The organism is Nocardiopsis trehalosi NBRC 14201 (assembly GCF_001552555.1).
In the GTDB taxonomy this organism is placed as follows: Bacteria; Actinomycetota; Actinomycetes; order Streptosporangiales; family Streptosporangiaceae; genus Nocardiopsis_B; species Nocardiopsis_B trehalosi.
In genome coordinates this window covers 1-18,785 of record NZ_BCRK01000040.1, presented here as the reverse complement: position 1 = coordinate 18,785, position 18,785 = coordinate 1, and the positions used below count along the sequence as shown (strand labels likewise).

The following is an 18,785-nucleotide window of genomic DNA, read 5'->3' as shown; positions in this document are numbered from 1 at the left end:
GCGGCGGCGGGCCCGGGCGCCTGCGCCCCGTCGCCCCCGCGGGTTCGGACGGCCACGGCTGGGCCTTTCTGTGACGGGGTGTCCCTCGGACATGGTCGTCGGCCCGGACGGGCCGTGCTCACACAATAGACCTCGTCGGTGGGCCCTCCGGAGTGACACCGGTCACCCGGCCCGCCCCGCGCCGGGCGGCGGCCGGCCGGCGCGGAGCGGGCCGGCGGCCGGGGGCGGTCAGGTCCAGCCGGCGTCGTGCGCCAGGATGGCCGCCTGCACCCGGTTGGACAGCCCGAGCTTGGCCAGGATGCGGCTGACATGCGCCTTGACCGTCGCCTCGCGCATGCCGAGCTCGCGGCCCGCCTCGGCGTTGGACAGCCCCTGGGCGACGGCCACCAGCACCTGGCGCTCGCGGGCGCTCAGCACCTCCAGGCGGCGCGCCGCGTCGCCCGTCCCGCCGGGCGCGGGGGCGGCGAACCGCTCCAGCATCCGCTTGGTGACGCTGGGCGCGAGCATGGCGTTGCCCTCGTCGATGGTGCGCACCGCGGAGATGAGGTCGCGCGGCGGCGTGTCCTTCAGCAGGAAGCCGACCGCGCCCGCGCGGAGCGCCCGGTGCACGTACTCGTCCAGGTCGAAGGTGGTGAGCAGGACGACCTTGGGCGGGCGGGGCAGCGCGGCGAGGTCGGCGGCGGCGGTGAGGCCGTCGACGCCGGGCATGCGGATGTCGAGCAGGACCACGTCGGGGTCGAGGTCGCGGACGAGCGGCACGGCGTCGGCGCCGTCGGAGCCCTCGCCGACGACCTCGATGTCGTCGGCGGAGTCCAGGATCATGCGCAGCCCCGAGCGCACCAGCTGCTCGTCGTCCACCAGAACCGTGCGGATCACCCGGCCGCTCCCCCGTCGCGCTCGTCCGCCTGTGCCACGGGCACGATAGCGCGGACCCGCCACCCGCCGTCCGGGGCGGGCCCGGCGGTGAGGACCCCGTCGACCAGGGTGAGCCGCTCGCGGAGCCCGGCCAGGCCGTACCCGCTGCCCGGCGGCGGGTCGTGCGGGGGGTCGTGGCTCTCGGTGGGCGCGTTGGCGACGGTGATGCCCAGTTCGCGGTCGCCGTAGTCGATGCGGACCGCGACGGGGGCGCCCGGGGCGTGCTTGCCCGCGTTGGTCAGCGCCTCCTGGACGACGCGGTAGGCGGTGCGTTCGAGCTGGGCGGGCAGCGGGCGCGGGGTGCCGCCGGTGCGCCACTCGACGGGCGTGCCCAGGCCGCGCCACTCGCCGATCAGCCGGGCGAGGTCGGAGAGCACCGGCTGGGGGGCGGTGGGCGCCTCGCCGCCGGGGGCGTCGCGCAGCACGCCGAGGATCTCGCGGAGTTCGGCCAGGGCCTCGCGCCCGGTGGTGCGGATCACCCCGGCGGTCTCGACGGTGCGCGGTTCGGCGGCCGACACCTCCAGCCCGCCGGCGTGCAGCACCATGAGGCTGACCCGGTGCGCCACCACGTCGTGCATCTCGCGGGCGATCCGGGTGCGCTCGGCGGTGATGGCGTGCTCGGCCTTGAGGTGCTGCTCGCGCTCCAGGCGCTCGGCCCGTTCGCGCAGGTTGGCGATGAGCTGGCGCCGGGTGCCCGTCCACAGCCCGGCCAGCAGCGGCAGGACGATCATCATCGCGATGACGGGGAACAGCGACGTGGTGCCGCCGTAGACCAGCACCGTGCCGGCCAGCAGCGCGCCGGTCCACCAGGCGAGCCGGCGCCGGTCGTCGTGCCAGGCCGCGTAGGTGTAGACGGCGATGGTGCCGGGGATCAGGTTGCCGAACGCGAAGAGCAGCGCGACGCTCACGGCGAGGAGCAGCTGCGGCCGGGAGCGCCGCAGCAGGATGGCGATCGACACCGCGCCCGCGCCGCCCACCACGACCGCGAACTGCACCGCCGACCACAGCATGAACCCGGCGCCCGGGGCGGGCTCCGGCAGCACCAGGTCCACGACGCTGTCCGGCCCGCTCACCTGGAACCCCGCGGTGATGGGGAAGTAGAAGCAGGCGAGGAACCAGTCGGCGAACCGCGCCCGGCGGTCCCACCACCACCGCGCGGTCCGCAGCGGCCACGCGCCGGGTGCGCCGCCCGGACGCCGCTCCTCGTCCTCCATGGGCCGGAGTCTAAGCGCCCCGGGGCGGCGTCGGCGCAGGCCGCGGCGGTGCGGGCGGCGGCCGCGACGATCGTCGGTGCGCGCGTGTCCCTGCCGGTGGCGGGGGTGCCCGCCGCCGCCACCGGGGGGTCGGCGGCCGCCCCGGGCCTGCCGGGTACCGACGAAAGTCGGGGGTGGATCCGGTCCGATCGGCCGGTCCGGGGCCCCGCCCCCGCCTTTCGGCCGGGACGGGAATCGGCTGCGCGGTCGATGCGGCGCCGACCTGCGCGGACCTAGCGTGGTGACCCGTCGGACCGCCCCGCACGGGACGGGCCGCGCCACCATCCCCGTCCGCACCCCCTTCCGAGCACGTCAGGAGATCCCCGCGTGAGCCAGACCGCCGCGTCGCCCGCGCCGCACACCACCCAGGCACCGCCCGCCGTGACCGCCGAGGACCTGACCAAGGTCTACGGCTCCGGCGGGTCGGAGGTGCGCGCCCTCGACGGGGTGAGCGTCGCGTTCGCCCGCGGCGCGTTCACCGCCATCATGGGCCCCTCCGGCTCCGGCAAGTCCACCCTGATGCACTGCCTGGCCGGGCTGGACACCGCGACGTCGGGCAGCGTCCACCTGGGCCGCACCGACATCACCCGGCTGCGCGACCGCCAGCTCACGCTGCTGCGCCGCGACCGCATCGGGTTCGTGTTCCAGTCGTTCAACCTGCTGCCGATGCTCACCGCCGAGCAGAACATCCTGCTGCCCGCGCAGATCGCCCGTCGCCGCGTCGACCGGGAGCGGTTCGACCGCATCGTGGACGTGGTGGGGCTGCGCCCCCGGCTGTCCCACCTGCCGTCGAAGCTGTCGGGCGGCCAGCAGCAGCGGGTCGCCGTCGCGCGCGCCCTGCTGCACGCGCCGGAGGTCGTCTACGCCGACGAGCCCACCGGCAACCTCGACTCCCGGTCGGGCGCCGAGGTGCTGGCGTTCCTCCGCGACTCGGCGCGCGACCTGCGGCAGACCGTCGTCATGGTCACCCACGACCCGGTGGCGGCCTCCTACGCCGACCGCGTCGTGTTCCTGCGCGACGGGCGGCTGGTCGACGACATCGCCGACCCCACCGCCGAGTCCGTCCTCGACCGCCTGGTGAAGCTGGAGTCCTGACCGATGCTGCGAACCACCCTGGCCGGGCTGCGCCTGCACAAGGGCCGGCTGGTCACCACCGCGCTCGCCATCGCGCTGGGCGTCATGTTCGTCTCCGGCACCCTGGTGTTCACCGACACCCTGCGGGCCGGGTTCTCCGCCCAGGTCATGGGCTCCGCCGACCGGCTCGACGCGGTCGTCCTGCCCGAGGACGGCGCCGAGGAGGGCCTGGCACCGGACACGCTCGACCGCGTCCGCGACCTGCCGGAGGTCGCCGCCGCCGGGGGCGTCATCCGGGGCGACTCCCCGCTGCTGGACGCCGAGGGCCGCGCCGTCGGCCAGGTGCCCACGGCCGGGCTGTCCGCCGACGAGGTCACCCGGTTCACCGCCGCCGAGGGCGCCCTCCCCGAGGCCGCCGACGAGGTCGCGCTGGCCACCACGGTCGCCGAGACCGCCGGGTTCGGCGTCGGCGACACCGTGACCGTGCTCGACAGCGAGGGCGCCGAACGCGAGTTCACCGTCAGCGGCCTGGTCGACTTCGGCGTGGACCAGGAGATCGCCTTCCGCGGCGCCGTGGTCTACACCCCGGAGACGGCGGCCGAGGTCACCGGCTCCGACCGCTACTCCGAGATCGGCGTCGTGGGCGCCGAGGGCGTGCCCGCCGAACGCGTGGCCGAGGCGGTCGGCGCGGCCGTCGACGGCGGCCGGGCGATGACCGGAGCCGAGTTCGGCGCCGAGCGCGCCGAGCAGGCCGGCGCCCAGGCCGACGTGCTGGCGACGGCGCTGCTGCTGTTCGCGCTGATCTCGGTGTTCGTCGCGGCCATCGTCATCTACAACACGTTCGCGATCCTGGTCGCGCAGCGGCAGCGCGAGATGGCGCTGCTGCGGTGCGTGGGCGCCCTGCGCGGCCAGGTCTTCCGGGGGGTGCTGCTGGAGGCGGCCGTCATCGGCCTGATGGCGTCGGCCGCCGGCGTCCTGGCCGGCATCGGGGCGGGCTACGCCGCCGCCGAGTTCGGCGGGGAGGCGCTGGGCTCCGGGTCCGCCGACCTGTCCCTGGTCGTCACGCCCACGGCCGTGGCCGTCGGGCTCGCGGTTGGGACCGGCATGGCCGTCCTGGCCGCCCTGCTGCCGGCCCGGCGCGCCACCCGGGTCCCCCCGCTGGCCGCGCTGCGCACCAGCGCCGTCGCCGCCGGGATGGAGAAGGGGACGGGCTGGATCCGCGCCGCCGCGGGCGCGGTGCTGCTGGCGGCGTCCGCCGCGATCACCGCCTTCGCCGTCCGGGGCTCCGTCGGCGAGATGGCCCTGGCGGTCGTCTCGGTGGCGGCCATGCTCGCCTTCCTCGGCGTGGTCGTGATCGGCCCGCTCCTGGTGCGCGGCGCCGTGGCCGTCCTGGGCACCGTCCTGCGCCGGACGGGCGTGGCGGGCATGCTCGCCACCGACAACGCGCGGCGCAGCCCCAAGCGGGCGGCCACCGCCATGATCGCGCTGACCGTCGGCGCGACCCTCATCTCCGGGTACTCGGTGGTCAGCGCGACCACCGAGGCCACCATGACCGACATGCTGGAGCGCCAGTTCCCCGTCGACTACGGCCTGATGGCGCAGTTCGGCGAGGACGAGCGCGGCGTGCCCGAGGAGGTCGCCGCGGCGCTGCGGGAGGACCCCGCGATCGCCACCGTCATGGCCGAGCGGCGGGACACCGCCCGCGTGGCCGGCGCCGACGGGCCGGTGCCGGTCGTGGCCTACCCCGGCGCCGAGGTCGGGGTCGACATCACCTCCGACGTCGCGGCGGGCGACCTCGCCGACATCGGGCCGGGCCGCATCGCCGTCACCGAGGGGTACGCCCAGGGCCGGGGGGTCGGCGACACCCTGGAGCTGGAGACCGCCGAAGGCGCGCGCGGCTACGAGATCGCGGCCGTCGTGGTGGACATGCAGCAGCTCATGGGGGTCACCATGGACCCGGCGGACTTCGCCGACGCCTACCCCGACGTGCGCGAGTCGTCCGCCGTCTACGTCCGCGGCGCGGACGACGCGTCCCCGGCGCAGCTGCGCGACGCCGTCTACGACGCGGTCGCCGGGCACCCGACCGTCCAGGTGCAGTCGATGGCGGAGATGCGCGACCAGTTCGACCAGATCCTCGACACCGCCTTCCTGACCATCGCGGCGATGCTGGGGCTGGCCATCCTCATCGCGGTGTTCGGCATCGCCAACACCATGGCGCTGTCGGTGCTGGAGCGCACCCGGGAGTCGGCGCTGCTGCGCGCCCTCGGGCTGACCGGCGGCCAGCTCCGCCGGATGCTCGCCCTGGAGGCGGTCCTGCTCTGCCTGACCGGCGCCCTGGTCGGCATCGGCCTCGGGGTGGTGTTCGGCTGGGCGGCCACCGAGGCGGCGCTGCCGTCGGCCATCTTCACCCTCCCGGCCGCGCGGATCGCCGCGTTCATCGCGGCCGCCGTCCTGGCCGGGCTGCTGGCGTCGGCCCTGCCCGCGCGGCGGGCGGCGCGCACCTCCATCAGCGGGACGCTCGCGAGCGAGTAGCCCGGCGACACACCGCGCGCGGCGCGGGCGGCACCCGGGGTGCCGCCCGCGCCGTAACGTATCCCCGGGAGGTGGGCGCATGGGCAAGGCGGCGGGCCCCGTCGCGGGCGAGATCGCGTGGGGCACCCCGGCGGCCCGGTGGGCGCTGGCGGCGACCGTCCTGGCGTCGGGCATGGCGTTCCTCGACTCCACGGTGGTCAACGTGGCGCTGCCGGAGATCGGCGCGGAGCTGGGCACCGGGCTGGCCGGGCTGCAGTGGATCGCCAACGGCTACATGGTGACCCTGTCGGCGCTCATCCTGCTCAGCGGGGCGCTGGGCGACCGGTTCGGGCGGGTGCGGGTGTTCCGCATCGGCGTGGCGTGGTTCGCCCTGGCGTCGGTGCTGTGCACCGTCGCCCCGACCGTGCACTGGCTGGTGGCGGGGCGGGTCCTGCAGGGCATCGGCGGCGCGCTGCTCACCCCGGGCAGCCTGGCGATCCTGCAGGCGGGGTTCCGGCGCGGCGACCGGGCGCGCGCCATCGGCGCGTGGTCGGGGCTGACCGGGGTGGCGTCGGCGATCGGGCCGTTCGTCGGCGGGTGGCTGGTCGACTCCGGGTCGTGGCGGCTGATCTTCCTCATCAACGTGCCGTTCGCGGTGGCGGTGCTGCTGATCGCGCGGCGCCACCTGCCGGAGTCGCGCGACCCGGCCGCGCCCGACCGGATGGACTACGCGGGCGCGCTCCTGGGCATGGTCGGCCTGGCCGGGGTGACGTTCGCGCTGATCGAGTCGGGCGCCGCCGGGGTGCCCGGGTGGCGGGTGGCGGCGAGCGCGGTGGTGGGCGCGGCGGCGCTGGCGGCGTTCGTCGCGGTGGAGTGGAAGGGGCGGCGGCCGATGCTGCCGCTCGACGTGTTCCGCTCGGTCCGCTTCACCGTGACCAACGTGGTGACCGTGCTGCTGTACGGGGCGCTGGGCCCGCTGCTGTTCCTGCTGGTCATCTACCTTCAGGAGGTCCTGGACTACTCGGCGGTGGCGGCGGGCGCGGCCTCGCTGCCCATCACCGTGCTGATGCTGGCGCTGTCCGGGCAGGCGGGCCGGCTGGGCGAGCGGCTGGGGCCGCGCCCCCAGCTGACCGTGGGGCCGCTGCTGGTCGCGGGCGGGCTGCTGCTGCTCGCCCGGGTCGGGCCCGGCGACACCTACCTGACGGGCGTCCTGCCGGGGGTGCTGCTGGTCGGGCTGGGGCTGTCGACCGCGGTCGCCCCGCTCACGGCCACGGTGCTCGCGTCGGCGGCGGAGCGCCACGCCGGGATCGCGTCGGGGGTGAACAACACGCTGGCCCGCACCGCCCAGCTCATCGGTGTGGCGGCGGTTCCGGTGGTCGCCGGGGTCAGCGGGCCGGCGGGGATCGCGGGCGGGTTCGGCCCGGCCATGCTCGTCCTGGCCGGCCTGACCTGCGCGGCGGGCCTGGCGGCCCTGGTGCTGCTCCGGCCCCGCCGCACGCCCCCGCCCCCGGCGCCCGAGGGCATGTTCTGCGGCGTCGACGCCCCGCCCCTGCACTCCTGCCCCAACTCCACCGCCGCCCGCCCCCCGGCGGCGGGCACCTGACCGTCCGGGCGGCCCGCCCGGGGGCCGATCGGCCGCCGCGGACGTGCGAACCGTTCTACAGTTGACCCATGGGACACGGGGCGGGGGCCGGGGAGACGCCGGCGATCGTCTTCGCGGGCGGCGGGCCGAGCGCGGCGGTCGCCGCGGTCGCCCTGCTGCGCGCCACCACCTGGCTGCGGCTGCGCTACCGCCTCGTGCTGGTCGACGCGCACGGCCGGCACGCCCGGGGCACCGGTTACGCGCCGGGCGACCACCGGCCGCTGGACGCCCCGGTCAAGGGCATGTCGGTGCTGCCCGACCAGCCGTGCCACCTCATGGACTGGGCGCGCACCGGGGGGCTGGCGTGCGGGCCCGAGACCCTGCTGCCGCGCCGGGTCTACGGCGACTACCTCGCGCAGACCCTCGCCGCCACGGTCGGGTGGGCGGCCCCGCACGCGGGGCTGGAGGCCCGCACGGGGCGCGTCGTGCGCGCCGAGCAGCGGGACGGGGCGTCGGTCGCGGTCCACCTCGCCGACGGCGCGGTGGTCGAGGCCGCGGCGCTGATCGTGGCCACCGGCGACCCGCGCACGGCGCCGCCGCCGGAGATCCCGGGCATCGCCGATCCGGGGGCGGCGGCCGGCCTCGCCACCTGCCGGCGGGGGGCGCTGCTCACGCCGGAGGGCGGGGTGTCGCGGCGGCTGTTCGCGGTCGGCCCGGTGCGGCGCGGCCACGCGGCCGCCACCATCCCCGACATCCGCGCCCAGACCGAGCGCCTGGCCGAGCGCATCGCCGACACCGTCCTGCGCGACCGCCCGGTCACCGCCTGACCGTCCCCGCCCCTGCGGGGCCGGTGCCCGCGCGGGGTCAGGGGCGGCGGGCGGCGCGCTCGTCGCGGCGGAGCCGGAACGGGCGCAGGGCCGACTCCACCTGGACGGCGAGGTCCATCTTGCTGGCGCCCTCCTGCCGGTCCTCGAAGTGGATGGGGATCTCCACCATCTTCTGGCCGCGCCGGTAGGCGCGGAAGTGCATCTCGACCTGGAAGCTGTACCCGCTGCTGCGGATGTCGGCGAGGTCGATCGCGAGCAGCGCCTCGCGCCGCCACAGCTTGAACCCGGCCGTCACGTCGCGGATGGGCATGGCGAGGATCGTCTTCACGTAGGCGTTGGCCCACCCGCTGAGCAGCCGGCGGCGCACCCCCCACTGCTCCGACAGGCTGCCCCCGGGCACGTAGCGGCTGCCGATGACCACCCCGGCGCCGGTGGAGAGCATGGTGCCGAGCAGGTGCGGCAGGTAGCCGGGCGGGTGGCTGAGGTCGGCGTCCATCTGGGCGACGAAGTCGGCGCCGTCGTCCAGGGCGCGGGTCATCCCCGCGACGTAGGCGCGGCCCAGCCCGTCCTTCGCCGTGCGGTGCACGACGGTGACGCGGCCGTCGGTGCCGCTGTCGGCGGCGAGCTTGTCGGCGATGTCGCCGGTGCCGTCCGGGGAGTTGTCGTCCACGACGACCAGCCGGAGTTCGGGGAGGTCGAGGGCGAGCACCCGCTCGACCAGGACGGGGAGGTTGTCGGCCTCGTTGTAGGTGGGGACGACGACGCTCACCTTGGACCGCGACCAGGGGTCGGGCAGGGTCACCGGGGTCGGCATGGGACGGCGGCCTCCACTGGGGCGATCACTAACATTCCGGACGATCCACGTAGGGTACTGCCCGCGCCGCGACCGCAGCCAGTCACCGCCGCCCGGGTGCGGCCGCCCGCGCGGTCACTCGCCGCGGTCGACCTCCAGGACGGCCACGTGCACCAGCGTGCCCATGTCCTCCAGGGTCATCAGGACCTCGGGGTCGGCGTGGTTGTCCGTGATCAGGTGCGCGATGTGCTCCGGCGGCACGGTCTGCACCATGGTGTCGGCGCCGACCTTGGTGTGGTCGGCGAGCACGATGACCTCCTCGGCGCACGCCACCAGGGCCCGGTCGACGCTGGCCACCGCCGGGTTGGGGGTGCTCAGCCCGCGCTCGGCGGTGACGCCGTTGCCCGAGACGAACGCCTGGCGCACGCGCAGCCCCGCCAGCGCCTGCTCGGCCGCGGTGCCGATGAGCGCCCGGATGGAGCCGCGGAGGGTGCCGCCGGTGACGACGACCTCGACCCCCGGGGCGCCGGCGAGCACCTCGGCCACCGGCAGGGAGTTGGTGACGACGGTGAGGTTCTGCCGCCCGCTGAGCTCGCGGGCGAGCGCCTCGGTGGTGCTGCCGGGGCCGAGCACGATGGCGTCGCCGTCGGCGACGAGCCGGGCGGCGGCCGCGGCGATGGCGAGCTTCTCGGGCCCGGCCTGGCCGGTCTTCTGCGCGTAGCTCTGCTCGTGGCCGAGGCGCCCGGGCAGCGCGGCCCCGCCGCGCCGGCGGTCGAGGAGGCCCTCGGCCTCCAGGGCGCGGACGTCACGGCGCACGGTGACCTCGGACGCCCGGACCCGCGTGGCGATGTCGCGCAGCGCCATGGCGCCGTTGGCACGCACCAGTTCCAGGATGCGCTCGCGGCGTTCGGCCGCGAACGCGGGTCTGGTGTCGTCTGTCATGCGGGCTCCATATCGGACGCGGGCCGTGCGCTCCGATGATAGAGCGGTCGGGGACGACGGCGGTCAGCCGAAGTGCACGCCGTGGGCGTGGAAGGCGGCGTCGATGGCGTCGTCGTCGGCCGGTTCGTCGGCGGGGGCCGTCCCGGTGGCGAGGGCGGCGAGGAACAGCGCCACCAGCACACCGCACATGATCACGGCGGCGATTCCGAACATCATCATGACCGACATGGGGCCTCCCTGATGAGCGGGGGTCGACCTGCGCCCCGGCGGGATCACCGTCGTCCCGTCGGAGGGGTCCCTTGACGAATGCCCCGTGGCGCGGCGGATTATGCCTGCCGGTGACGGTGTGTTGCGGCGATCGCGGCCGGTGGGGGCGGCGCGGCCGCCCGGGTCGCGGGGGCGGCCCGGACGCACCGGCGCCGCCTGCCCGGCCGGGCCCGCCGGAACGGGCGCGGTCGGGCTCCTCCGCCGCCGAACCCGCGGGAGGGGAACGGCTCCGAAGGCGCGTCGCGCCGGCGGCGGAGGCGGGCGGTCAGACGAGGTGGACGGTGACCCCCGCCGCGCGGATCGCGGCCACGGTGGCGTCCGGGGCGTCGGTGTCGGTGACGAGGACGTCGACGGCGGTGATCGGGGCGACGTGGCCCATGGTGACGACGCCCAGCTTGGTGGAGTCGGCCGCGACCACGGTCCGCCCGGCCGAGCGCATGGCGGCGCGCTTGACCGCGACCTCGGCGAGGTCGTGCGCGGTGGCCCCGTCGCCGACCGACAGGCCGCACACGCCGAGCACGGTGACGTCGAACCGGACGGCGCCCAGGGCGGCCTCCGTCAGCGGGCCGTGCAGGTCGAGTTCGCCGTGGCGCACCTCTCCCCCGGCCATGAGCACGGTGGTCTCGCGGGCGGCGCTGAGGACCTGGGCCGCGCGCAGGGCGAGCGGCATGACGGTGAGGGGGCGGCCGGCGAGCGCGCGGGCGGCTTCGAGGACGGTCGTCCCGCCGTCGAGCGCGACGGCGTTGCCGTCGCCCACGAGGTCGCCGACGGCGGCGCCGATGCGCCGCTTGGCCTCGGCGGCCTGCCGCTCGCGGACGGCGTAGGGCGGTTCCTGGCCCCGGGGGACGAGGGCGACGGCACCGCCGCGCACCCGGCGCAGGACGCCGTGGGCGGCGAGCTGGTCGAGGTCGCGGCGGATGGTCATCTCGGAGTGCCCGGTGTGCTCGGCCAGCTCCACGACGCCGACCCGCCCCGTCTCGCGCAGGCGGGCGACGATGAGGTCGGTGCGTTCGGCGCTGTCCATCCCGGTCCCCACGCTCGCGGTCTCCGCTACGGGTCCATGTATACATCGGCGGACGCCCCCGCCCCGCCCGCGTCCGGCCCGCGCCCCCTCCGCCCGCGCGGTGTGGCGGCGTCCGGGCGCGGGGGACAGAATGTGACGGTGACTCCCGAGAACGCCGTGACTCCCGTTGAATGCGACGTGTGGTGGGCCGGTCCGGACCTGGCGGACCCCGGGCTGCTGGAGCTGCTCGACGCGCACGAACGCGCCCGGCACGCCCGGTTCCGCGCGGCGGCCGACCGCGACCGGTACGTGGTGGCGCACGCCCTGGTGCGGCTGGTGGTGGGCGCGGCGGCGGGGGTGCCGCCCGCCGGGGTCGAGTTCGCGCTGCGCTGCCGGGGGTGCGAGCGCGGGACGGACCCGCGCCCGGAGCCGCACGGCAAGCCCTACCCGGTGGGCGCGGCGGCGGGGGTGCAGGTGTCGCTGAGCCACTCGGGCGACCGGGTGGTGGTGGCGCTGGCGCGCGGCGTGGAGGTCGGGGTGGACGTCGAGACCGTGGCGGGCGCCCGCGACATCGAGGGGCTGGCGGGCTTCGCGCTGACCGCCGCCGAGCGCGCGGACCTGGAGGCGCTGCCCGTCGCGGACCGGACCGGCGCGTTCTTCGGCTACTGGGCGCGCAAGGAGGCCCTGCTCAAGGCGACCGGCGACGGCCTGTCCGGCGGCCTGGGCAACGTCGCGGTCAACGCCCCGGACGCCCCCGCCCGGGTGACGGCGTGGAACCTGCCGGACGCCCCGCCGCACGTCCGCCTCACCGACCTGGACGCGGGTCCGGGCTACCGCGCGGCCCTGGCCGCGCTCACCGACGCCCCGCTGTCGGTGACCGCCCGCGACGCTGCCGCCCTCCTGGCGCGGTGACCCGCCGCCTCCCCTGATCCCGGCGCCGCCGTCCCCTCCTCCCCGCGTCCGCCCCCGGCGCAGGCGCCCCCTCCCGCTCCGCCGGGCGGTGCCGCGTGCAGGCGGCGGAGAGGCGGGACGCCCTGTGTGGTTTTCGCCTGAGGTGCGAAACCTGCCCTTCGCGTCACGATTGTGGGCTTTCGAGGCAGTCAGGAGTCGCTTGACCGGTAAGGTCGCGCGCTTGAAGGATGTGGGGCGTGCGCATCGGTCCGCCTGGCCCCGTGTCCGTCCCCGTCCGCCGACACCCCGCCACCGGGTGAGTACGGCCTCGTCGCGGCCCGCGGCCCCCGCCCCCGGACCCGATGACCGCGCGCCGGTCGTCGAGGTGCGGCACGGGCGCACCGTGGCCGACCCCTTCCGCTGGCTGGAGGAGCCCGACTCCCCCGCCACCCGCCGCTGGCTGGACGACCGCGCCCGGGACTTCGCCCGCGCCGCCGCGGCGTGGCCGCTGCGCGAGGCGCTCGCCCGCGACATCCGCCGCCTGGTCGCCGTCGACCTGTGGTCGCCCCCGGTGCGCCGGGGCCGGCGGGCCTTCGCGACGCGCCGCCGCGCGGGCGACGACCACCCGGCCCTCGTCGTCGACGCCGGGGGCGGCGCCGACGGGCCGCGGGTGGTGTTCGACCCCGTGGTGCTCGACCCGAGCGGGCGGACCACGCTCGACGCCTGGGAGCCCGACCCGGCCGGGCGGTGGGTGGCGGTGCAGACCTCCACCGGCGGCACGGAACGGGGCGCGCTGCGGGTGCTGTCGGCCGATACCGGGCTGCCGGTGGAGGAGCCGATCCCCGGCGTCCGCTACTCGCACGTCGCCTGGCTGCCCGGCGGCGCGGGCGCCTTCTACTACGTGCGCCGCGACGACGGCGACGGCCGGCGCGGCGTCTGGCTGCACCGGGTCGCGCGCGGCGGCCCCCGGACACCCGACGTCCTGGTGCGCCCCTGCTCCGGGCCGCGCACGGTCCCGGGGGTGCGGCTGCTGCGCGACCGGTGGCTGGTGGTGACCGAGAGCCACGGCACCGGCCACCGCACGGACCTGTGGATCGCCGACCTCGCCGCCGGGCGCCCCGACGCCCCGCCGTGGCGCACGGTGCACGCCGGGGTGGAGGCCGAGTCCGAGCCCGACGTCGGCCCCGACGGCGTCCTCTACCTGCGCACCACCCTGGGCGCCCCGCGCCGCCGCGTGTGCGCCGCCGACCCGGCCGACCCGGCGCCCGCCCGCTGGCGCGAGGTGGTGCCCGAGGACCCCGGCGCCACCCTGGACGGCTTCGCTGCGGGCGGCACGGCCGCCGCCCCCGAACTGCTCACCACCCGCACCCGGCTCGGTATCAGCGACCTCACCGTGCACGACGCCCGCGACGGGCGGCCGCTGCGCCGCCCCCGCCTGCCCGGCGAGGGGATGGTGTCCCGCCTGGAGGCCGCCCCCGATGGAACGGCGCGCTTCTGCTACGCCGACGTCGCCACCCAGCAGGTGGTGCTGGAGCTGCCGGCGGGCGGCGCCGAGCCGCGCCCGTGGCCCGAGGGGGCGGCGCCGCCGCCCCCGCCCCGCGTCCACCGCACCGTGCTGACCTGCGCGTCCGCCGACGGCACCCGCGTCCCCGTCACCCTGTTCGCGGCCGAGGGCGCCCCGCCCGGTCCGGGGCCGACGATCCTGCACGCCTACGGCGGGTTCGGCCGCCCGCGCCGGTTCGGGTTCAGCGCGACCGTGCTGGCGTGGCTGCTGGCCGGCGGCCGCTACGCGGTGGCGCACGTCCGGGGCGGCGGCGACGCCGGCCGCGCGTGGCACCTGGCCGGCGCGGGGCGGCGGAAGGCGCGCGCGGTGGAGGACCTGGTCGCCGCCGCCGAGGAGCTGGCCGCGCGGGGCGTGTGCACCCCGGCGCGGCTCTGCCTGTCGGGCGGTTCGGCGGGCGGGCTGCTGGTGCTGGCGGCGGCCGTGCTGCGCCCCGAGGTGTGCGGGGCGGTCGTCGCGTCGGCGCCGCTGGCCGACATGGCCCGGTTCGAGCGCCTGGGCCTGGGCGCCATGTGGACGCGCGAGTTCGGCACGGCCGACGACCCGGACGACTTCGCCGCGCTGATGGCGTACTCGCCCTACCACCGCGCGCTGGAGGGGGCGGGCCGCCGGTACCCGGCGGTGCTGCTCACCGGGTTCCACGGCGACACCCGCACCGACGCGGCGCACCCGCGCAAGATGTGCGCCGCCCTGGCGGCGGTGGGCGCACCGGTCCTGCTGCGCTACGAGCACGGCGTGGGGCACGGCCCGCGCGCCGTCACCAGCGCCATCGCACTCGCGGCCGACGCGCACGCGTTCGCGGCCGCGCGGACGGGGCTGCCGCCGGGCTGACGCGCGGGGGCCGCCCACGCTCGGGCACGAAGGGAGGTGGATTGCATGGACCCCATGGAGGTCGAGGTCGAGGACCTCGCCGAGGTCACCTCGCGGGACGTCACCGCGGGCAATGACAGTGACGGCACCGATTCCAGCTCCGACTTCATCTGATCCGTCGAGCACCGCGGAGCGGGCCGCCGGAGGGCAGCCACACCCCTCCGGCGGCCCCCGGCCGCCGTGGAGGCTGCTTGTGACCGACCGCCTTTTCACCGAGACGCTGCGCGCGGCGCTGGGCGAGGACCTGGAGGCCCGGCTGTCGTCGGACGTGCTCTTCGCCGACCTGGGCGCCGCGGCGGTGCGCCCCCTCCTGACCTTCGACGACCTCGACGACATCCTCGCCACCCGGGCGCTGGAACCGCCCCGGCTGCGGCTGCACGACAAGGGCCGGGCGGTCCCGGTCGACCGCTACACCGACCCGGCGGAGGCGTCGGGGGTGGCCCGGCGGGTGGTGCGCCCGGAGGCGCTGTACCGGGAGCTGCGCCAGGGCGCGAGCCTGGTGCTCGACGGGCTCGACCGGCTGCACCCGCCGGTGCGGGCCGCCACCGACGACCTGATGCGGCTGGTGCGCGAGCGCGCCCAGGTCAACCTCTACGTGATCTGGGGTGACTCGCACGGGTTCGACACCCACTGGGATGACCACGACACGTTCGTGGTGCAGGTCGAGGGCACCAAGGCGTGGCGGGTCCACGGGCCGGGCAGCCGCCCGTTCCCGATGAAGATCGACACCGACCACTCCCACACCCCGCCCGAGGGCACGGTGTGGGAGGGGGTGCTGCGGCCGGGCCAGGTGCTGCACGTGCCGCGCGGGTGGTGGCACACCGTCACCGGCACCGGCGGGGTGAGCATGCACCTGACGTTCGGGTTCACCCCGGCGACGGGGGTCGACTGGGCGCGGTCGCTGCTGGACCGCCTGCACGAGGTGGAGTTCCTCCGCCGCGACCTGCCGCGCTCCGCGTCGCCCGAGGAGCGCCGCAAGCACCACCACGAACTCGTGCGGCACCTGGTCGACGCCGCCGAGCGGCACGGCATCGACGACCTGCTGGCCGAGCGCGACGCCCGGTTCCCGCGCCGGCAGTCGTTCGCGCTGCCGTGGGCGGTGGACGACGCCGCGGAGCCCGGCCCGGACACCCGGGTGGAGTTCGTGCCGATCCTGGACCCGGTGCTGGAGGCCGACGGCGACCGGGTGCGGCTGACCGTGTCGGGGCGGCGCTACGGGTTCCCGGCGCAGGCCGCGCCGGTGCTCACCGAACTGGCCCGGCGGCGCCGGACCACGGTGGCCGGGCTGGCCGAGGGGGCCGGTGTGCCGCTCGGCGAGGCGGTGCGGGTGCTGCGGGCGCTGGTCCGCCACCACCTCGTACTGCTGCGCTGATCCGCCGGCGGGGCTCCGCGCGCCCCGCCGGCCGCGCTCCCCGCCGCACGCCCGGCCCGATGCGGCGGCTCAGCCGGCGGGCGCGGCGCCGCGCGCCCGCACGTGGCCCTCGATGCCGTCGAGGAGGCGGCGCAGCCCGAACACGATGTCGGCGTCCGCCTCGGGGTCGGGGTCGGGCCGGGGGTCGGCGGCGGGGGGCGGGTCGAAGACCCCGTCCGCGACGATGCGGGCGATGCTGGGGTAGGCGTCGGCGGTGGCCACCCGGCGCAGCGCGTCGCCGTAGGCGCGTTCGGCCCGCTCGACGCCGTCGCCGTGGGCGGCGGCGATGTCGCCGTGGATGCGGGCGAGTTCGCGGACCGCCCCGTTGAGGAACGAGATCACCGCCAGCGCCTCGTCGGAGGCGAGTCCGGCGCGGAGCAGCGGGGCGAGCAGGGCGTCCATCCAGCTGAGCCCGCAGGGGCCGATCGGCGGTCCGGACAGGCGCAGGTGCAGGCTCCACGGGTGGCGGCGCAGGACGTCGGCCATGGCGAGGACGACGGCCTCCAGTTCGCCGCGCCAGCCGCCGGGTGCCCCGGTGCAGTCGGGCGCCGGGCCGGACGCGGCGTCGGCCATGAGTTCGAGGAGCTGCTCCTTGCCGGGGACGTGCCGGTAGAGCGACATGGTGGTGTAGCCCAGCTCCTTGGCGACGCGCTGCATGGAGACGGCGTCGATGCCCTCGGCGTCGGCGACGTCCACGGCGGCGCGGACCACCTGGTCGCGGCTGAGCCTGGGGCGGGGGCCGCGCGCGGGGCGCTCGCCGCCGCCCCAGAACAGGTCCAGTCTGCGGTCGGCCACCGGAGCGTCGTCGCGCTCGGTCGTCATCGTCCCCCCTGTGCTGCCTCGCGGTTGACACCCATCCTAGAACTGTGTATCTCTTACACAAATAAGTGTATGAGATACACAGAAAGGAGGCGGACATGTCCCAGACGCCGGCGGTCCGCGCCGTCCAGGTGCGCCGCGCCTACGGCCCCGTACGCGCCCTGGACGGGCTCGACCTCACCGTCGCCCCGGGCGCGGTGCACGCGCTCCTCGGCCCCAACGGCGCGGGCAAGACCACCGCGGTCGAGGTCCTCACCACGCTGCGCGCGTTCGACGCGGGCCGCGCCGAGGTGGCCGGGTTCGACGTCCGGCGCGCGCCCGACGAGGTTCGCGCCCGCATCGGCCTCACCGGCCAGTACGCGTCGGTCGACGACCTCCTCACCGGCCGGGAGAACCTGGTCGTGTTCGGGCGGCTGCACGGCCTGGACCGCGCCGGGGCGCGGCGGCGCGCCGCCGGCCTGCTGGAGCGGTTCCGCCTCACCGACGCCGCCGACCGCCCCGCCGGGCGCTACTCCGGCGGCATGCGCCGCCGCCTCGACCTCGCCGCCGGCCTGGTGCACGCGCCCCGGGTGCTGTTCCTGGACGAACCCACCACCGGGCTCGACCCCCGCAGCCGGACCGAGGTGTGGGCGGCGGTGCGGGAGCTGGCCGGCGGCGGCACGACCGTCGTGCTCACCACCCAGTACCTGGAGGAGGCCGACCGGCTGGCCGACCGCATCTCGGTGCTGGACGCCGGCCGGGTCATCGCCGAGGGCAGCGCCGACGAGCTCAAGTCGCGCGTCGGCGGCGACCGGATCGACGTGGTCTTGGGCGGCCCGGCCGACACCGACCGCGCCGCCGCCCTGCTGGCCGGGATCACGGCCGGGGCCGCGGCCGGCGCCCCGCGCGTCGCGGCCGCCGAGCGGCGGGTGAGCGTCCCCGCGGCCGACCGGATGGCGGCGCTGACCGCAGTGGTCCGCGCCCTGGACGACGCCGGGCTGCGCCCCGTGGACGTCGCCGTCCGCCGGCCCACCCTCGACGATGTCTTCCTGGACCTGACCGGGCGCGGCACCGCCGCCACCATCGCGACCACCGCCACCGCGGGCGCCGCATGACGGCGGCGCCCCGCCCCGCACCCGCGTCCGCACCCACGAAGGGACCCGGCATGACCCCCACCCCCGCGGCCGCGACCCCCCGGGCGGAGGCCGCCCCGCCGCCCGTGCGGTACCCGCCCCGCACCACCGCGGAGCGGGTGGCGCGGGCGGCCGCCGACACCGCCGTCGTCACCGGCCGCAACCTCGTCCGGATGCGCCGCGCCCCGGCGGACAGCGTCATCGCGCTGGTCGTGCCCGTGATGATGGTGCTGCTGTTCGGCTACGTGTTCGGCGGCGTCATGGCGGTGCCGGGCGGCGGCGACGTCCGCGAGTTCCTGCTCCCGGGCATCGCGGTCATGACGATGATGAACGGGGTCGCCACCACGGCCACCGGGACCGCCCTCGACGCCGACCGGGCCGTGATGGGCCGGTTCCGGTCGCTGCCCATGGCGCCGTCGGCGCTGCTGGCGGGGCGGGCCGCCGCCGACACCGTGCGCGCGGTCGGCGAGGTCGCGGTGCTGGGCGCGTGCGGGCTGCTCGTCGGCTGGACGTGGCACCGCGGGCCGGGCGACGCCCTGCTGGCGGTCGGCCTGCTGCTGCTGTTCCGGTTCGCCCTGATCTGGCTCGGCATCCTGCTGGGCCTGGTGGTGCCCTCCCCCGACGCGGCGGGGGTGGTCGTGTGGCCGCTCGTGTTCCCGCTGAGCGTGCTGTCGACCACCTACGTGCCGCCCGCCCTGATGCCCGGCCCGCTCGGCGTGGTCGCGTCGTGGAACCCGGTGTCGTCGGTGGTCGAGGCGCTGCGCACGCTGTTCGGCAACCCCACCGTGCCCGCCGACTCCTGGATCGCGGAGAACGCGGTGGCGATGGCGGTCGCCTGGCCGCTGCTGCTGATCGCGCTCTGCGCCCCGCTGGCGGTACGGCGCTTCCGCCGCACCGCCCGCTGACCGCCCGCCGGGCCGCGCGCGGCCCGGCGGCGCCCCGCCCCCCTTCCCC

Annotated in this window: 16 protein-coding genes; 9 read left to right on the top strand and 7 right to left on the bottom strand. The window is 77.1% G+C overall.

Annotated elements, in window-relative coordinates:
- Positions 1-228: 228 nt before the first annotated feature.
- Together NT8_RS09975 and NT8_RS09970 are read right to left on the bottom strand one after the other, a co-directional pair.
- Positions 229-876 carry a response regulator gene (locus NT8_RS09975; RefSeq protein ID WP_067966688.1) on the bottom strand — a complete coding sequence of 216 codons (648 nt, stop codon included), beginning with the start codon at positions 874-876 and terminating at the stop codon, positions 229-231.
- Positions 873-2,129, bottom strand: a complete 1,257-nt coding sequence (locus tag NT8_RS09970) for a sensor histidine kinase (protein ID WP_067966685.1) — start codon at positions 2,127-2,129, stop codon at positions 873-875. Before NT8_RS09970 ends, NT8_RS09975 begins: the two co-directional genes overlap by 4 nt.
- Before the next feature lie 366 nt (positions 2,130-2,495).
- Here NT8_RS09970 and NT8_RS09965 point away from each other — a divergent pair, with 366 nt between their 5' ends.
- The 4 genes from NT8_RS09965 to NT8_RS09950 all read left to right on the top strand — a co-directional run bounded on the left by NT8_RS09965 (position 2,496) and on the right by NT8_RS09950 (position 8,162).
- A complete protein-coding gene (locus NT8_RS09965; RefSeq protein ID WP_067966682.1) occupies positions 2,496-3,263 on the top strand; it encodes an ABC transporter ATP-binding protein in 768 nt (255 codons plus the stop codon).
- Between the two features lie 3 nt (positions 3,264-3,266).
- Positions 3,267-5,774 carry an ABC transporter permease gene (locus NT8_RS09960; protein ID WP_067966681.1) on the top strand — a complete coding sequence of 836 codons (2,508 nt, stop codon included), beginning with the start codon at positions 3,267-3,269 and terminating at the stop codon, positions 5,772-5,774.
- A 79-nt stretch (positions 5,775-5,853) separates the two neighbouring features.
- Positions 5,854-7,356: an MFS transporter gene (locus NT8_RS09955; protein WP_067966676.1), complete on the top strand. Its 1,503-nt coding sequence runs from the start codon at positions 5,854-5,856 to the stop codon at positions 7,354-7,356.
- A 68-nt stretch (positions 7,357-7,424) separates the two neighbouring features.
- Positions 7,425-8,162: an FAD/NAD(P)-binding protein gene (locus NT8_RS09950; protein WP_067966673.1), complete on the top strand. Its 738-nt coding sequence runs from the start codon at positions 7,425-7,427 to the stop codon at positions 8,160-8,162.
- A gap of 37 nt (positions 8,163-8,199) precedes the next feature.
- Here the strand turns inward: NT8_RS09950 and NT8_RS09945 are convergent, their stop codons facing one another.
- From NT8_RS09945 to NT8_RS09935, 4 genes are all read right to left on the bottom strand, one after another.
- Positions 8,200-8,976 carry a polyprenol monophosphomannose synthase gene (locus tag NT8_RS09945; RefSeq protein ID WP_067966670.1) on the bottom strand — a complete coding sequence of 259 codons (777 nt, stop codon included), beginning with the start codon at positions 8,974-8,976 and terminating at the stop codon, positions 8,200-8,202.
- Between the two features lie 114 nt (positions 8,977-9,090).
- A complete protein-coding gene (locus tag NT8_RS09940; protein WP_067966667.1) occupies positions 9,091-9,897 on the bottom strand; it encodes a DeoR/GlpR family DNA-binding transcription regulator in 807 nt (268 codons plus the stop codon).
- A gap of 63 nt (positions 9,898-9,960) precedes the next feature.
- Positions 9,961-10,125: a hypothetical protein gene (locus tag NT8_RS29270; RefSeq protein ID WP_157515655.1), complete on the bottom strand. Its 165-nt coding sequence runs from the start codon at positions 10,123-10,125 to the stop codon at positions 9,961-9,963.
- Between the two features lie 304 nt (positions 10,126-10,429).
- Positions 10,430-11,188, bottom strand: coding sequence for a DeoR/GlpR family DNA-binding transcription regulator (locus tag NT8_RS09935; protein ID WP_067966663.1), 759 nt, complete (start codon positions 11,186-11,188; stop codon positions 10,430-10,432).
- A 156-nt stretch (positions 11,189-11,344) separates the two neighbouring features.
- On the opposite strand from NT8_RS09935, the gene NT8_RS09930 reads away from it, so the two are divergent.
- From NT8_RS09930 to NT8_RS09920, 3 genes are all read left to right on the top strand, one after another.
- Positions 11,345-12,079: a 4'-phosphopantetheinyl transferase family protein gene (locus NT8_RS09930; protein ID WP_245646112.1), complete on the top strand. Its 735-nt coding sequence runs from the start codon at positions 11,345-11,347 to the stop codon at positions 12,077-12,079.
- Positions 12,080-12,374: 295 nt separating this feature from the next.
- Complete coding sequence (locus NT8_RS09925; protein WP_084468797.1) at positions 12,375-14,450, top strand: prolyl oligopeptidase family serine peptidase; 2,076 nt, start codon at positions 12,375-12,377, stop codon at positions 14,448-14,450.
- Between the two features lie 232 nt (positions 14,451-14,682).
- A complete protein-coding gene (locus NT8_RS09920) occupies positions 14,683-15,861 on the top strand; it encodes a JmjC domain-containing protein (RefSeq protein ID WP_067966660.1) in 1,179 nt (392 codons plus the stop codon).
- 69 nt (positions 15,862-15,930) lie between these two features.
- On the opposite strand, the gene NT8_RS09915 is transcribed toward NT8_RS09920, so the two are convergent.
- Positions 15,931-16,722, bottom strand: a complete 792-nt coding sequence (locus NT8_RS09915) for a TetR/AcrR family transcriptional regulator (protein ID WP_067966658.1) — start codon at positions 16,720-16,722, stop codon at positions 15,931-15,933.
- A gap of 95 nt (positions 16,723-16,817) precedes the next feature.
- On the opposite strand from NT8_RS09915, the gene NT8_RS09910 reads away from it, so the two are divergent.
- Together NT8_RS09910 and NT8_RS09905 are read left to right on the top strand one after the other, a co-directional pair.
- A complete protein-coding gene (locus tag NT8_RS09910) occupies positions 16,818-17,813 on the top strand; it encodes an ATP-binding cassette domain-containing protein (protein WP_067966655.1) in 996 nt (331 codons plus the stop codon).
- 50 nt (positions 17,814-17,863) lie between these two features.
- Positions 17,864-18,736, top strand: a complete 873-nt coding sequence (locus tag NT8_RS09905) for an ABC transporter permease (RefSeq protein ID WP_245646111.1) — start codon at positions 17,864-17,866, stop codon at positions 18,734-18,736.
- The last annotated feature ends 49 nt before the right edge of the window (positions 18,737-18,785 follow it).